We start from the raw sequence: 14,319 nt of genomic DNA on the forward strand, positions 1-14,319 counted from the left end.
TGCCACACATGGTGCGGCTGGACAGTTTCATAGTGTTTCGGTGGTCATAGCGTGAGGGAAACGCCCGGTTACATTCCGAACCCGGAAGCTAAGCCTTACAGCGCCGATGGTACTGCAGGGGGGACCCTGTGGGAGAGTAGGACACCGCCGAACAAATATTACGGGAAACCCCCGCACCTCACGGTGCGGGGGTTTTCTGCGTTTCAGGGGCACGAGCGTTTTGATCGAGTGGGCTCTGTTTCGGCAGAGCCCACTTTCTTTACAGGCGTCCTGCTGCTTTCAGGGCCAGGTAGGCGTCTGCGAGTGCGGGGGCCAGTTGGTCCGGGGTCGCGTCGACGACGGTGACGCCGTGTCGGCGGAGTTGGTCGGCTGTGTGCCGGCGTTCTGTCTGGGCTTGGGCTGCCGCCGCCGCGTCGAAAACGGCCTCGGCGTCGCCGCGGGAGGTGGCCATATGGGCGATGTGGGGATCGGCGACCGATGCCACCAAAACCGTATGGCGTCGGGTGAGCTGGGGGAGGACGGGGAGGAGGCCTTCCTCGACCGGGGCCGCGTCCAGTGTGGTCATCAGGACGATGAGGGAACGGCGGGGCGCCGTACGCAGGGCTGTCGCGGTGAGGCCTCGGGAGTCCGTTTCGACCAGTTCGGGTTCGAGGGTGGCCATGGCGTCGACCAGGGACGGGAGGACGTTGCGGGCAGTCCTGCCCTGGACGAGGGCCCGTACGCGGCGGTCGTAGGCGAGGAGGTCGACCCGGTCGCCGGCGCGGGATGCCAGGGCGGCGAGGAGGAGTGCCGCGTCCAGGGAGGCGTCCAGACGGGGGGCGTCGCCGACCCGTCCCGCGGAGGTGCGGCCGGTGTCGAGGACGAGCAGGATGTGGCGGTCGCGTTCGGGGCGCCAAGTACGGACGGCCACGGATGCGTGGCGGGCGGTGGCGCGCCAGTCGATGGAGCGGGTGTCGTCGCCGGGGACGTATTCGCGCAGGCTGTCGAACTCGGTGCCTTCGCCGCGGGTGAGGACGCTGGTGCGGCCGTCCAGTTCGCGCAGGCGGGCCAGTTTCGAGGGGAGGTGCTTGCGGCTGGTGAACGGGGGGAGGGCGCGTACGGTCCAGGGGACCTTGTGGGTGCCCTGGCGGAAGAAGAGGCCTAAGGGGCCGTAGGAGCGGATCGTGACGCGGTCGGACCGGTGGTCGCCGCGGCGGGTGGGGTGTAGGCGGGTGGTGATGCGGCGGCGTTCGCCGGGCGGGACCGTCAGGCGGTGGCGGGATGCTGCCGTCTCCGTTCCCGGTTGCCAGCTGCTGGGGGGCCAGGCGTCGCGGAGGTGGGCGCGCAGGGGGCGGCGGGAGGGGTTGGTGAGGGTGAGGGTGACGTCGGCCGGGTCGCCGAGGCGGGCGGTGGTGTCGCCGGAGCGGGTCAGGCCCAGTCGGCGTACGGGGGCGGCCAGGGCGAAGTCGCAGGCGCAGGCGACGGCCAGGGGGGCGTTGACGGCGAGCATGCCTGTCCAGCCGGCGTCCCAGATGCCGACGGGGAGGGCGCCGAGGGCCGCGAGGAGTGCGGTGCGTCCGGTGAGCGCCATCAGCGGGGTACGGGGACGTGGGTGAGGATCGCGGTGATGACGGAGTCGGCCGTCACGCCTTCCATCTCGGCTTCCGGACGGAGTTGCACGCGGTGGCGGAGGGTGGGGAGGGCGAGGGCTTTGACGTCGTCGGGGATGACGTAGTCGCGGCCGGTGAGCCAGGCCCAGGCGCGGGCGGTGGCGAGGAGGGCCGTAGCGCCCCGGGGTGACACGCCGAGGGTGAGGGACGGGGACTCGCGGGTGGCGCGGCAGATGTCGACGACGTAGGCGGTGATCTCGGGGGAGATCGTCGTCTTGGCGACGGCGGCGCGGGCCGCTTCGAGGTCGGCCGGTCCCGCGACGGGGCGTACGCCGGCGGCGCGGAGGTCGCGGGGGTTGAAGCCCTCGGCGTGGCGGGTGAGGACGTCGATCTCCTCCTGTCGGGAGGGGAGCGGGATCGTAAGTTTGAGGAGGAAGCGGTCCAGTTGGGCTTCGGGGAGGGGGTAGGTGCCCTCGTACTCGACGGGGTTCTGGGTCGCCGCGACCAGGAAGGGGTCGGGGAGGGGGCGCGGGGTGCCGTCGACGGTGACCTGGCGTTCCTCCATCGCTTCGAGGAGGGACGACTGGGTTTTCGGCGGGGTGCGGTTGATCTCGTCGGCGAGGAGGAGGTGGGTGAAGACGGGGCCGGGCTGGAAGGAGAACTCGGCGGTGCGGGTGTCGTAGACCAGGGAGCCGGTGATGTCGCTCGGCATGAGGTCGGGGGTGAACTGGACGCGTTTGGTGTCGAGTTCGAGGGCGGAGGCGAGGGCGCGGACGAGCAGGGTCTTGGCCACTCCGGGGACGCCTTCCAGGAGGACGTGCCCGCGGCACAGGAGGGCGACGACGAGGCCCGTCACGGCGGGGTCCTGGCCGACCACGGCCTTGGAGATCTCGGCGCGCAGGGCTTCCAGGGAGGCGCGGGCGCGGCCCGCGTCCCCGGTGTTCCCGGCGTTGTCAGTGGTCGGGTCCATCATGGACGGCGTACCTCTCTTTCGAGGGCGTCGAGTTGGTCGGCGAGCGCGATGAGGGCCGCGTCGTCGGATGGTGGTGGGCCGAAGAGGAGGAAGTGCAGGGGCTGTCCGTCGCCGTGGAGGTGGGCGGACAGGGCGGGGACGAGTGCCTCGGGCGTGTGCGCCTGGGTGGCGGGGAGGCCGAGGAGAGGGGCGAGGCGGGTGCGGGTGGTGGAGCGAAGAGCGGTGGCCGCGCGGTCGCGGGCGTTGGCTTTGCGGTAGAGGCGGGCGCGGCCTTCGACGGTTTCGGAGGCGCGGATCGCCACGGGGAGTTTCTCGGGCACGAGGGGGCCGAGTCGGCGTGCCCGCCAGAGGGCGGCGAGGGCTGCCGCGACGAACAGCTGGAGTGTGCCCCAGAGCCAGCCGGAGGGGAGCAGGTCGAAGAGGCTTTTCTCGTCGTCCGGGTCGGTGGCGGCGGTGTCGGAGAGCGAGGGGAGGTACCAGACCAGATGGCTGCGGGAGCCGAGGAGTTGGAGGGCGAGCGAGGCGTTGCCCTGTTCGTCGAGGCGGTTGTTGTAGAGGATGTCGGGCGCGCCGAGGACGACGGTGTCGCCGTCGCCGGAGGCGTCCGGGACGCGCAGCAGGGTGGCGAGGCGTTCGCTGGGGTAGCACCGGTCGGCGTCGGGGTGGCGGGTGGTGTAACGGATGCCGCCGGTCTCGGCGGTGCCGGCGCGGCGGGCGGCGGGCAGCGCGCAGTCGGGGGAGAGCGCGGAGCCGCGGCTGGTGGCGGGGTCCGCGGTCACGCCGGGGGCGAGGGTCTCCACGGACCAGCCGCCGGGGGCGACGAGGAGGGTGCGGCCGCCCGAGCCGGCGATCGCCGCATGGAGGTCCCGCTGTTGACGTTCCGCCAGGAGGTCGGGGGCGGCGACGAGGAGTGTGGTGTCGGGGCGGGCCGCGGCGCGGGCCTCGGCCAGGGTGGTCACCACGCGGGTGGAGACGCCGCGGGCGGCGAGGAGTTGGGCGACCGCGCGGCTTCCGTAGGGGTCGGCGGAGCGCGGGTCGAGGGCGCCGTGGCGGGCGTCGGACCGGAGTGCGGCGAGGGTGACGGCTCCTGCGAGGAGCAGGACGAGGGCGAGGGTGATGCCGCGCGCGCGGGTCCACAGCCGCAGGGCGGTGGGCGAGGCCGACGTGGACGGGAGGGTGGCCTCGGTCGTCATCCGGCGGCTCCCCGGTGGGCGGTGGGGGCCGTGGCGTGGGTGCTGCTCGTCGTCAGTCGGGGCTTGGTGCGTTCGAGGTCGAGGTCGAGTTCGGCCATGCCTGCGTACGACTGGCGGGTGGCGCTGCGGCCGCCGTATGTCACGTCGTCGAAGTCGCGGGCGGCGGCGCGGAGCCGGTCGGTGTGGTCGGGCAGGGTGCGGCCGGCGTCGGCGGCGGCCTCGTCGGCCGTGCGGCCGGGGCGGATGTCGAGGAGGGCGCGTTCCTCGAGGGAGCGGACCATGGCGCGCATGCGTTCCTGGACGGCCTGGTTCCAGTGGCCCTGGGCGGCGTGTGCCTCGGCGGCCGCGCGGTGTTCGGCGGCGCTGCGGGGGCGGTCGTCGAAGAGGGAGGCGGGGGAGGTGGGACGGCGGCGCGGGGAGCCCAGGCGCCACCACAGGGCGCCGACGACGGCTGCGACGGCCAGGACGACGACCACCAGGCCGAGGGTGCCGCGGGGGGTGGCGGTCGAGGCGGTGTCGAACAGGTCGCCGATCCAGTCCCAGAGGGTGTCCAGGGCGCGCTGGAACAGGCCGGGGTCGTTCTGGTGGTACAGGTCCTTGGACAGTTCACGGCGGGCGGCCTCCCGCGCGGGGTCGCGCGGGACGGTGAGCGGCGGGGTGTCGTCCGAGCGGGCCGGCAGGGCCCGCAGGGCCGCGTCGCCCGCCCGCAGCAGGGCGGCCACGGCCCCGTCGGCGACGCGGGACAGGGCGGCCGGGGCCGCGTCTGTGATGCCGGTCAGCGGTGCCCCGACGGGCCGGGTGCCCGGGAGCGGTACCGCTGTGAGAACTCCCCCCGCCGGGCTCACCGCATCAACTCCCCGGGGTGGTGCCGGGGGTGGTGGTGCCGTAGCCCTGGAGGCCCGCGGCGCGGGCCAGGTCGAGGTCGAGCGCTTCGCGGCGGATGCGCTGGTCGACGTAGAGGAGCACGGTGACGCCTGCCGAGATGGGGAAGGTGATCATGGAGCCGATGACCGAACCGATGCCGCTGACGATCAGGTAGGTCCAGCCGTAGTCGCTGCTCGCGTCGACCATGCCGCTGACGCCCCCGTCGCTCAGGGCGGCGCCGAGGAGGGCGAACGGGACGACGACGATCATCGCGACGACGTTCGCGATGATCAGGGCCAGCAGCTGGATGCCGAAGACGCGCCACCAGGAGCCGCGGGTGAGCTTCGCGGAACGGCCCAGGGCCTTCTTGATGCTCTGCTTCTCCAGCATCAGCGCGGGCGAGGCGAGGGAGAAGCGGATCAGCACCCCCAGCACCAGGACGATCGAGCCGAGGATGCCGAAGGCCTTGAGCGCGGCCCCCGCGTCGGAGTTCCCGGCGGCGCTCACCAGGATGCCCGGCAGCAGGCACACGAGGACGGTGGCGGCGGCGGCGAACATCAGCAGGAAGATCAGGCCGAACAGCTTGAGGACCTGGGGGCGGGCGTCGCGCCAGGCCTCGCCGAGGGTGACCGGTTTGCCGAGCACCGCCCGGCTGGTGACGGCGGTGAGGAGGGCGGTCGCCGTGATGGTGCCGATGAGGGTGATGAGGAGGACGGGGCCGGAGGCGCGCATGGCGTCGCCCATGGCGTTGAGCTGCTCGTCGGCGGTGGCGCTCGGGTCGCCGAGCGCGGTGGTGTCCGTGGTGGCGTCGAGGACGAGACCCTGCAACAGGACGACGAAGACCTGGGTGATGACGGCGACGGTCAGGGAGATGCCGAGGACCGTGCGCCAGTAGGTGCGCATCGTGGTGACGGCGCCGTCGAGGATCTCACCTACGGCGAGCGGGCGCAGCGGGATCACGCCGGGCTTCGCCGCGGGCGGCGGGCCGCCCCAGCCCGCACCCCAGCCGGGGGCGCCGTAGCCGCCGTAGCCGCCCTGCCCGGGGCCTGCCGGGCCGCCGGGGTAGCCGCCGCCGGGTCCCGCGGGCGGGTAACTGCCCCAGCCGGAGCCGGGCGGCGGAGGCGGCGGGGGCGGCGGGGTCTGACCCGGGTCGCGGCTCTGGTCCGTGGGGCCCGCGGGCGCGGACCACTGGCCGGCGCCGGGCGGCGGCTGCTCCTTGGACCACTTCGCGCCGGGGCGCTCCGGATGCGTGCCCGGCTGGTCCGCGGGGGGTGCGTCGGCGGGGCGGTCCGTGGGCTCGGCGGGGTGGGACGCGCCGGGCTCCTGTCCGTCGGACGGGGCGGATCCGGGCGAGGCCCAGCCCGGAGTGTCTTTCATCGTCGCTCCTTCACGGTGCCCGTCCGCGGTCGCGGCGGCAGGTTGGGAGCCATCGTGCCATGGGGTGCCCTTCGGTCGACCGGCCGAGGTAGGGGCTGCACACCTTCAATTCTCCGCCGGATCGGGGGCAGACTGACCGCATGGCTGATCAGTACGCGCAATCCGGCGAGGACAAGCGGCCGGCCGAGATACCGGCGATCCGTTGGGAGGAGTTGCCCGAAGGTCCCGTACTGGTGCTCCTCGACCAGACGAGACTGCCGGCCGAAGAAGTCGAACTGGTGTGTACGGACGCGTCCGTGCTGGTCGAGGCGATCCGATCGCTGGCCGTGCGCGGGGCGCCGCTGCTCGGGATCGCCGGGGCGTACGGCGTCGCGCTCGCCGCCGCACGCGGCTTCGGCGTGGACGAGGCCGCGGACGCGCTGTCGAATGCCCGGCCCACCGCGGTGAACCTGTCCGTCGGCGTGCGCCGGGCGCTCGCCGCGTACCAGGCCGGGCTCGCCGAGACCGGCGATCCGGCGCAGGGCGCGCGGGCCGCGCTCGTGGCCGCGCGGCAGCTCCACCGGGAGGACGCCGACGCCAGCGTCCGGATGGCCGGGCACGGGCTGGCGCTCCTCGACGAGCTGCTGCCGGGCGGCGGACATCGAGTCCTCACGCACTGCAACACCGGTGCGCTGGTGTCGGGCGGGGAGGGGACGGCGTTCGCGGTGGCGCTCGCGGCGCACCGGGTGGGCCGGCTTCGCCGACTGTGGGTGGACGAGACCCGTCCGCTGCTCCAGGGCGCCCGCCTCACGGCGTACGAGGCGGCCCGCAACGGCATGGCCTACACCCTGCTGACGGACAACGCGGCGGGTTCGCTCTTCGCGGCGGGCGAGGTGGACGCCGTGCTGATCGGGGCGGATCGCATCGCGGCCGACGGGTCGGTGGCCAACAAGGTGGGGAGCTATCCGCTCGCCGTGCTGGCGCGGTACCACCATGTGCCGTTCATCGTGGTGGCGCCGGTGACGACGGTGGACCTGGAGACACCGGACGGGACGTCCATCGAGGTGGAGCAGCGCCCCGGGTTCGAGGTGACGGAGGCCATGGTGGCCCAGGCGCCGGTGACGGGAGCGGGCGGCGGGATTCCGGTGGCGCCGCTGGGGACCCAGGCGTACAACCCCGCGTTCGACGTGACACCGCCCGAGCTGGTGACGGCGATCGTCACGGAGGAGGGTGTGGTGTCGCCGGTGACGGCCGACGCGCTCGCCGAGCTGTGCGGCGGGGCGCGCCGGGGGGAGGCGGGGGCGGCACTTTGACCGTCCGGCGGTTGCAGGGCGGCCGGTGGTCGCTGGGCGGCTGGTGGGCGCTGAGCGGCGGTGGTCGCTGGGTGGCTGATGGTTGCTGAGCGTCCGGTGCTTGTACGGCGGTTGGTCATCGGCTGTCGGCTGTCGGCCTTCGGCTGCTGGTCGTTGGTTGCCGGTCGGCGGTGCATCATCGGGCGGTCGGGTCGTCGGGCGGTCGGGTCGTCGGGTCGTCGGGCGGTCGGGCCGGCCCGGGCGTCCGGCGGCCCGTCTGGCGTCCTGGGTGTGTTCGTGGCCGTCCGGGCGTTCCTTGGTGTCCTGGTGGTTTTCGGGCGCGCTCGGCGTGCGGGGCGGCCCGGGGTCTATGAGCGGGCGGGCTGGTCGGCGATCAGGAGGGTCGTGGCGGTGGGGCGGAAGCCCAGGCGGGCGTAGAGGCGGGCGACGGATTCCCGCGCGTAGGCGAGGAAGACCGTCTCGACGCCGTGGGCGCGGGCATGGGCGACCAGGCCCGCCGTCACCGCGGCGGCCAGGCCCTGACGGCGGGCGGAGGGGAGGGTCCCGATCCCACCGATCTCCGTGGTGGCGTTCGACGGGTGGTAGTGGCCGGTGGCCAGCGGGGTGCCGTCCGGGGCGAGGGCGGCGACGAGGGTCTTGTGTCCGGCGCGGATCGTGGGGCGGACGGCGGCCACCGTGCCGTCCGCGGTCAGCGCCTCGGCGAGCCTCGACAACCGTGCGCGGTCCGACGGGTGTGCGGCGGCGCCGGTCTCCCCGGCTGGGGACTCCTCGGCGAAAGCCAGCCGCGGGAGGGCGAGGGCCGCGGGCAGCGCGGGGTCGTCCGCGGTCAGCGCGCGCAGGGTCACGCCGTCCGGCAGGGGTTGCGGAGGCAGCGGGTGCGGGGGCGGCAGCACCATCAGCGGGCGGCGCAGCACCAGGAGCCCGGCGGCCTCGATCTCGGCGCGGAGCGCGGGTGCCGACTCGGCCAGCCATTCGAACGCCTGTGGCACGCCGAGCTCCCGCTGCCGGGCACGCACCCGGGCGATGTCGGCGGCGTCCACCGAAGCCGCGCCGGTGGGCTGGGCGTGGCTGGGGCCGCCGTAGTACGGGGCGCCGGGCTCCTTGCGTACGAACAGGCGCAGGGAGCCGAAGTCCTCGGCGTCGGCGAACAGCAGGGGCACGGTGGCGTAGTACCGCTCGATGCGGTCGCGCAACGGGTCGCTCATGCGGCGCATCCCACCATTGGACGGTGCCGCGCCGCACCGGGATTTCCCGCCGGGACCGCCGCCCGCACCTGCGCGCGGTCCTACCCCTGACGCCACCTGCGCCTGCGCCGGTCCCGCCCCTGACGCCGCCCGCACCCGCGCCGGTCCCGCCCTGTCGGGCCGCTGGGAGCACCCGCGGTGCCGGCCGGGTGAAGGAGGCCGGGTTTCTCGGCGCGGAGCGCTTTTGCGACGATGCCGGGATGAGCATCGAGAGTTCGGAGTCCTCCCATCACTGCCACGTGGCGCTGCGCGTCGGGTTCGGCGGTTCCGGGAAGCCGGTGTTCGAGACGCTGCCTGCCCTGGCTGTCGGTCCCGGCCGGTACGAACTGACGGGCAGCCCGGGCATGGTCGAGGGCTGCGCGGCCGGGGACCTGCTGGAGATCGACGCCGACGGGTGCTTCCGGGTGGAGCGACGAGGCCCGAACTTCTGCGTCCAGGCATTCGGCGAGCCGCCCTTCGACGCCGGGGCACTGGAATCCCTGACCGATGCCTTCGCCTCGCTGGGCGGCCTGGTGGAGGCGCCTGCCGACCGGCGGTTCATCGTCGTGACGGTGCCGGCCGCCGTCGGGTTCCCCGCCGTCGAGGCCGTGATGCGAACGTGGGCGGCAGGCGTGAGCGTGCGGGTCGAGTGGGGTTTCGGCAACGTGTTCGGACCGGACGGAGAGCCGCTGAACCGGTGACAGGAAGCCGAGGCTCGGCGCGAGCCGACCGGTGCGACCGGTGCTGCCGACAGCCCGCGAGCACGACCTGATGAGGAGGCAGCCGGATCTCTCCTCGTCACGCGACGACGGCAGGCGATTCCTCTGCGTCACGGCGCCCGGGCGACGAGTCGCTTCTCGTGACCGTCCGACACCGGTGCCGACATCGACGGCGGCGGAACCGGGGCAGACAGTGACCGCCCCGTACGACTATCGTCACTGGCCGGTGAGCCTTCTCACCTGCGCCACCTTCACTGTTATGAGAATGGGATGATGTCGTTTATGAAGGGACGAGTCCTTGTCGTCGACGACGACACCGCACTGGCCGAGATGCTCGGCATTGTGCTGCGTGGTGAAGGTTTTGAACCGTCTTTCGTCGCCGACGGTGACAAGGCGCTGGCCGCTTTCCGGGAGGCGAAGCCCGACCTGGTGCTGCTGGACCTGATGCTGCCCGGCCGTGACGGCATCGAGGTGTGCCGCCTGATCAGGGCGGAGTCCGGGGTGCCGATCGTGATGCTCACGGCGAAGAGCGACACCGTCGACGTCGTCGTCGGGCTGGAGTCCGGCGCCGACGACTACATCGTGAAGCCGTTCAAGCCGAAGGAGCTGGTCGCCCGCATCCGGGCGCGCCTGCGGCGCTCCGAGGAGCCGGCACCGGAACAGCTCGCCATAGGCGACCTCGTCATCGACGTGGCCGGTCACTCCGTGAAGCGGGAGGGCCAGTCGATCGCGCTGACGCCGCTGGAGTTCGACCTGCTGGTCGCGCTGGCGCGCAAGCCCTGGCAGGTGTTCACCCGCGAGGTGCTCCTGGAACAGGTGTGGGGATACCGGCACGCCGCCGACACCCGCCTGGTGAACGTGCACGTCCAGCGGCTGCGCTCCAAGGTCGAGAAGGACCCCGAGCGGCCGGAGATCGTGGTGACCGTCCGTGGTGTCGGATACAAGGCAGGACCGAGCTGACATGTCCGGAGACAGTGCCGCTTCGGCCCCCGGACGCTCCGGGGCCCGTCCGGAGCGGCCTGTCGGCCGTAGGACGCCGGGTTCACGCTTCGCACGCCTCCTCGCAGGCGGGCTGCTGCACGGCGGGGTGCAGGGCAGCCCCGTCCTGAGGCTGCTGCTGCGCTGGGTGCGCCGGCCGCTGCTGCCCGTCATGCGGCTGTGGCGGCGCAACATCCAGCTCAAGGTCGTCGCCACGACGCTGCTGATGTCGCTGGGCGTCGTCCTGCTGCTCGGCTTCGTCGTCATCGGACAGGTGCGCAACGGGCTGCTGGACGCCAAGGTGAAGGCGTCCCAGAGCCAGGCCACCGGTGGGTTCGCCGTCGCCAAGCAGAAGGCCGACGAGGCCGCCGGCGCGTCCGCCGACGACGGGACCCCGGCCGACGGCGGCGCCTCGCAGAACGTCATCGAATGGATGAGCGAGCTCGTGCTGTCGCTGTCCAGTGGTGGCCAGGGCGCCTTCGACGTGGTCACCCTGCCCCCCGGCGACGTCAGCGGCGTCGCCCGCGGGCCGCGCGCCTCCGGCTTCGTCGACCCCGACAAGAGCGTCCCGGAGAAGCTGCGCGAGCAGGTCAACAGCAGCACCGGCGCCGCCCAGAGCTACTCGCGGATCATCTATCTCAGCGACAAGGAATCCCAGCCGGCCCTGGTCATCGGCAAGCAGGTCAACGACCCCAACGGCGACCCGTACGAGCTGTACTACCTCTTCCCGCTCACCCAGGAGGAGAAGTCGCTGAGCCTGGTCAAGGGGACGCTGGCGACCGCCGGGCTTTTCGTCGTCGTACTCCTCGGAGCCATCGCCTGGCTCGTGGTGCGCCAGGTGGTCACGCCGGTGCGGATGGCCGCGGGCATCGCCGAGCGGCTCTCCGCCGGGCGCCTCCAGGAACGGATGAAGGTCACCGGTGAGGACGACATCGCCCGCCTCGGCGAGGCCTTCAACAAGATGGCCCAGAACCTCCAGCTGAAGATCCAGCAACTGGAGGACCTGTCACGGATGCAGCGGCGGTTCGTGTCCGACGTCTCGCACGAACTGCGGACACCGCTGACGACCGTACGCATGGCCGCCGACGTCATCCACGACGCCCGGGTCGACTTCGACCCCGTCACCGCGCGGTCCGCCGAACTCCTCGCCGACCAGCTCGACCGTTTCGAGACACTCCTCGCCGACCTGCTGGAGATCAGCCGCTTCGACGCCGGCGCCGCCGCCCTCGAGGCCGAGCCGATCGACCTCAGGGAGGTCGTCCGGCGGGTCGTCAGCGGGGCGGCGCCGCTCGCCGAACGCAAGGGGACGACCGTCCGCGTCATCGGCGACCAGCAGCCCGTCGTCGCCGAGGCCGACGCCCGGCGGGTGGAGCGGGTGCTGCGGAACCTGGTGGTCAACGCCGTGGAGCACGGCGAGGGCAAGGACGTCATCGTCAAACTGGCCGCCGCGGGCGGGGCCGTCGCGATCGCCGTGCGCGACTACGGCGTCGGCCTCAAGCCCGGCGAGGCCACCCGCGTCTTCAGCCGGTTCTGGCGCGCCGACCCGGCACGCGCGCGTACCACCGGCGGTACCGGTCTGGGGCTGTCCATCGCCCTGGAGGACGCCCGGCTGCACGGCGGCTGGCTCCAGGCCTGGGGAGAGCCCGGTGGCGGCTCGCAGTTCCGGCTGACGCTGCCGAGGACCGCCGACGAGCCGCTGCGGGGCTCACCGATACCGCTCGAGCCCAAGGACTCCCGCCGCAACCGGGGAGACCTCGACGACGCCGGCCTGCCGCGCGGCGGCGGCCAGAAGAGCGCGACGGTGCCGGTACAGCCCGTCGGCGAACAGCAGTCGGCCGCACGGAGCACGCTCACGCCCCGGACGGCCGGCGCGGCCACGGCCGACCCGACGGCGCTGCCCGGCAACGGCGCGCGCGTGGTGCCCCGCCCCTCCCCGAGCCCGGGCACGGGACCGAGGACGGGCGCGGGAACGAGCACGGGCGTCGGCGCGGGGACAGGCGGGACGGTACGCGGCGACAGCCCGAACCGGACGGACACGGCCGGGGCAGGGGACCCGGACGGCCCGGACGACGGTGGCACGGGTGACGCGCGTGAAACGGCACTCAGGGGGACTTCGGACCGGCACAGAGCCGGGGCGGAGGGCGCGAACGAGCAAGGGGAGGCATTTCGTGGGCGCTGAGTGGCGCGAGGGGGGAACCCGGCGTACGCCGGGGCGCACGGTGGCCTACGCCACCTGCGGCGTCGTCCTGCTGGCCGGATGCGCCTCGATGCCCGACAGCGGGGACCTGCGCGGCGTCGAGTCCACGCCCCGCCAGGACACCCAGGTACGGGTGTTCGCGATGCCGCCCCGGGACGACGCGCAGCCCCTGGAGATCGTCCAGGGCTTCCTCGAAGCGCTCACCAGCGACGACCCCGGCTACGCGACGGCACGGCAGTACCTGACCGAGAAGGCCGCCCAGAAATGGGAGCCCGAACGGTCCACCACGGTCCTCGCGGACGGCCCGGCGACCGACGCCGGGCCCACCGGGAGCAGGGACGACGGCGACGACTACTCGTACACCCTGACCGGCACCCGGGTCGCCACCGTCGACGCACAGCAGTCGTACGCGCCCGCCTCGGGCCAGTACGGCCAGGCGGTCCACCTCAGCCGCGACAAGAAGAACGGGCAGTGGCGCATCGACGCCCTCCCCCAGGGCGTCGTCATGGGCAAGTCGGACTTCCAGCGCAACTACGTGTCCGTCAACAAGTACTACTTCGCCTCCAACACCACCGCCGACGGCGCCCGGCAGCCGATGGCCGTCGCCGACCCCGTCTACGTCCGAGAGCGCGTCGACCCGATGACGCAGATGGTGCGCTCCGTCCTCACGGGACCCACCAACTGGCTCCGCCCCGTCGTCAGATCCAGCTTCCCCACCGGAACCGCGCTGCCCAAGGGCGTCACCGCTCTGACCCCCGACGACCAGAACAAACTCACGGTGCCGCTGAACGACAAGGCCGCCCACATCGGACAGGGCAAGTGCGAGGAGATGGCGGCCCAGCTGCTGTTCTCCCTCCGCAGCCTGGCCCCCGCCGTCGACGAGATCGCCCTGCGCTCCGGCGGCACCCAGCTGTGCTCCCTCACCGAGGAGCGGGCGGCGACGGTCGCCGCACGCGGCTCCGAGACCAACCCCGGCTACCTGTACTTCATCGACGGGCAGCACCGCCTCGAACGGATGACGAGCGGCAGCGGCAACACCAAGGCCGAACCCGTGCCCGGAGCGCTCGGGGACGGCGCCAAGGCGCTGCGCTCGGTGGCCGTGGCCCGCGACGAACACAGCGCCGCCGGAGTCGCCCTCGACGGCAAGACGCTCTACGTCACCTCCACCGTCTCCGGCAGCTCCATCGGCGACCCCGTGCTCCAGAGCAAGGGCAAGACGGAGACCGACCGGCTCACCACCCCCAGCTGGGACACCCAGGGGGACCTGTGGGTGGCCGACCGCGACCCCGCCGCTCCCCGGCTGCTCCTGCTGGAGAAGGGCGGCGGGCAGCCGCTGGAGGTGCTCACCCCGGGACTCGACGGCCGTATCAACGCCGTACGGGTGGCGGCCGACGGGGTGCGGATCGCGCTCGTCGTGGACAAGGGCGGCAAGCAGTCCCTGCTCATCGGGCGGATCGAGCGAGGCCCGGGCAGCGGCGAGCAGCAGTCCGTGTCGCTCCAGGAACTGCGTTCCGCGACACCGGAGTTGGAACAGGTCACCGCGATGTCCTGGGCCGGGGACAGCCGGCTCGTGGTCGTCGGGCGCGAGTCCGGGGGCGTGCAGCAGGTGCAGTACGTGCAGTGCGACGGTTCGATCCCCGAGGCGGGAACCCTCCCCGGACTCACGGAGGTCACGAGCATCGCCGCCTCCGAGGACACCGAGATCCCGCTCTTCGCGACCTCCAAGGACGGGCTGCTGTGGCTGCCCGGCGGAAGCGGCTGGCGGACGCTGAAGGAGACCGCTTCGGTCACGTTCTACCCCGGGTGATCCTCGGGGGCGGGTGATCATTCGCTCGGGTTGCGCAACGCGGGGGGCCGCAGGGGCCCAGGAGTTCCGGGGCAACTCCTGGGCCTTCTTCTCTTTGGCCCCGGGTT

At 73.1% G+C, this 14,319-nt stretch carries 11 protein-coding genes and 1 rRNA gene; 6 read left to right on the forward strand and 6 right to left on the reverse strand.

The features are described from left to right. Positions 1-36: 36 nt before the first annotated feature. Positions 37-153 (forward strand): 5S ribosomal RNA (rrf, locus tag AOQ37_RS27275). 106 nt (positions 154-259) lie between these two features. Here the strand turns inward: rrf and AOQ37_RS27280 are convergent. The 5 genes from AOQ37_RS27280 to AOQ37_RS27300 are packed head-to-tail and all read right to left on the reverse strand — an operon-like array spanning position 260 to position 5,996. Further along, the gene (locus AOQ37_RS27280; protein WP_062647894.1) at positions 260-1,570 is read right to left on the reverse strand and encodes a DUF58 domain-containing protein; all 1,311 of its coding nucleotides are present in this window, start codon (positions 1,568-1,570) and stop codon (positions 260-262) included. Continuing rightward, positions 1,570-2,559: an AAA family ATPase gene (locus tag AOQ37_RS27285; protein ID WP_107085311.1), complete on the reverse strand. Its 990-nt coding sequence runs from the start codon at positions 2,557-2,559 to the stop codon at positions 1,570-1,572. The genes AOQ37_RS27280 and AOQ37_RS27285 overlap by 1 nt, the downstream gene beginning before the upstream one ends. Then, complete coding sequence (locus tag AOQ37_RS27290; protein WP_062647898.1) at positions 2,559-3,755, reverse strand: DUF4350 domain-containing protein; 1,197 nt, start codon at positions 3,753-3,755, stop codon at positions 2,559-2,561. The genes AOQ37_RS27285 and AOQ37_RS27290 overlap by 1 nt, the downstream gene beginning before the upstream one ends. Beyond that, positions 3,752-4,600 (reverse strand): DUF4129 domain-containing protein, encoded by an 849-nt coding sequence (locus AOQ37_RS27295; RefSeq protein WP_078890378.1) that lies wholly within the window; start codon positions 4,598-4,600, stop codon positions 3,752-3,754. The genes AOQ37_RS27290 and AOQ37_RS27295 overlap by 4 nt, the downstream gene beginning before the upstream one ends. A 4-nt stretch (positions 4,601-4,604) precedes the next feature. After that, positions 4,605-5,996, reverse strand: a complete 1,392-nt coding sequence (locus tag AOQ37_RS27300; RefSeq protein ID WP_062647899.1) for a glycerophosphoryl diester phosphodiesterase membrane domain-containing protein — start codon at positions 5,994-5,996, stop codon at positions 4,605-4,607. Positions 5,997-6,136: 140 nt separating this feature from the next. Between AOQ37_RS27300 and mtnA the strand changes: the two genes are divergently transcribed. Continuing rightward, positions 6,137-7,288 carry an S-methyl-5-thioribose-1-phosphate isomerase gene (gene mtnA, locus AOQ37_RS27305; protein ID WP_062647901.1) on the forward strand — a complete coding sequence of 384 codons (1,152 nt, stop codon included), beginning with the start codon at positions 6,137-6,139 and terminating at the stop codon, positions 7,286-7,288. A 347-nt stretch (positions 7,289-7,635) separates the two neighbouring features. On the opposite strand, the gene AOQ37_RS27310 is transcribed toward mtnA, so the two are convergent. After that, entirely contained in the window at positions 7,636-8,502 is an 867-nt protein-coding gene (locus AOQ37_RS27310) for a GNAT family N-acetyltransferase (protein ID WP_374701545.1), read from the reverse strand. Between the two features lie 230 nt (positions 8,503-8,732). Here AOQ37_RS27310 and AOQ37_RS27315 point away from each other — a divergent pair, with 230 nt between their 5' ends. The 4 genes from AOQ37_RS27315 to AOQ37_RS27330 all read left to right on the forward strand — a co-directional run bounded on the left by AOQ37_RS27315 (position 8,733) and on the right by AOQ37_RS27330 (position 14,212). Then, entirely contained in the window at positions 8,733-9,212 is a 480-nt protein-coding gene (locus AOQ37_RS27315) for a DUF4265 domain-containing protein (protein WP_062647903.1), read from the forward strand. A gap of 288 nt (positions 9,213-9,500) precedes the next feature. Further along, complete coding sequence (gene mtrA, locus AOQ37_RS27320; protein ID WP_187281934.1) at positions 9,501-10,190, forward strand: two-component system response regulator MtrA; 690 nt, start codon at positions 9,501-9,503, stop codon at positions 10,188-10,190. A gap of 1 nt (position 10,191) precedes the next feature. Beyond that, positions 10,192-12,387, forward strand: a complete 2,196-nt coding sequence (gene mtrB, locus AOQ37_RS27325) for an MtrAB system histidine kinase MtrB (protein WP_078890380.1) — start codon at positions 10,192-10,194, stop codon at positions 12,385-12,387. Then, a complete protein-coding gene (locus AOQ37_RS27330) occupies positions 12,377-14,212 on the forward strand; it encodes an LpqB family beta-propeller domain-containing protein (RefSeq protein WP_062647905.1) in 1,836 nt (611 codons plus the stop codon). Before mtrB ends, AOQ37_RS27330 begins: the two co-directional genes overlap by 11 nt. Positions 14,213-14,319 lie beyond the last annotated feature (107 nt).

Source organism: Streptomyces maremycinicus (assembly GCF_001184025.1).
Taxonomy (GTDB): domain Bacteria; phylum Actinomycetota; class Actinomycetes; order Streptomycetales; family Streptomycetaceae; genus Streptomyces; species Streptomyces maremycinicus.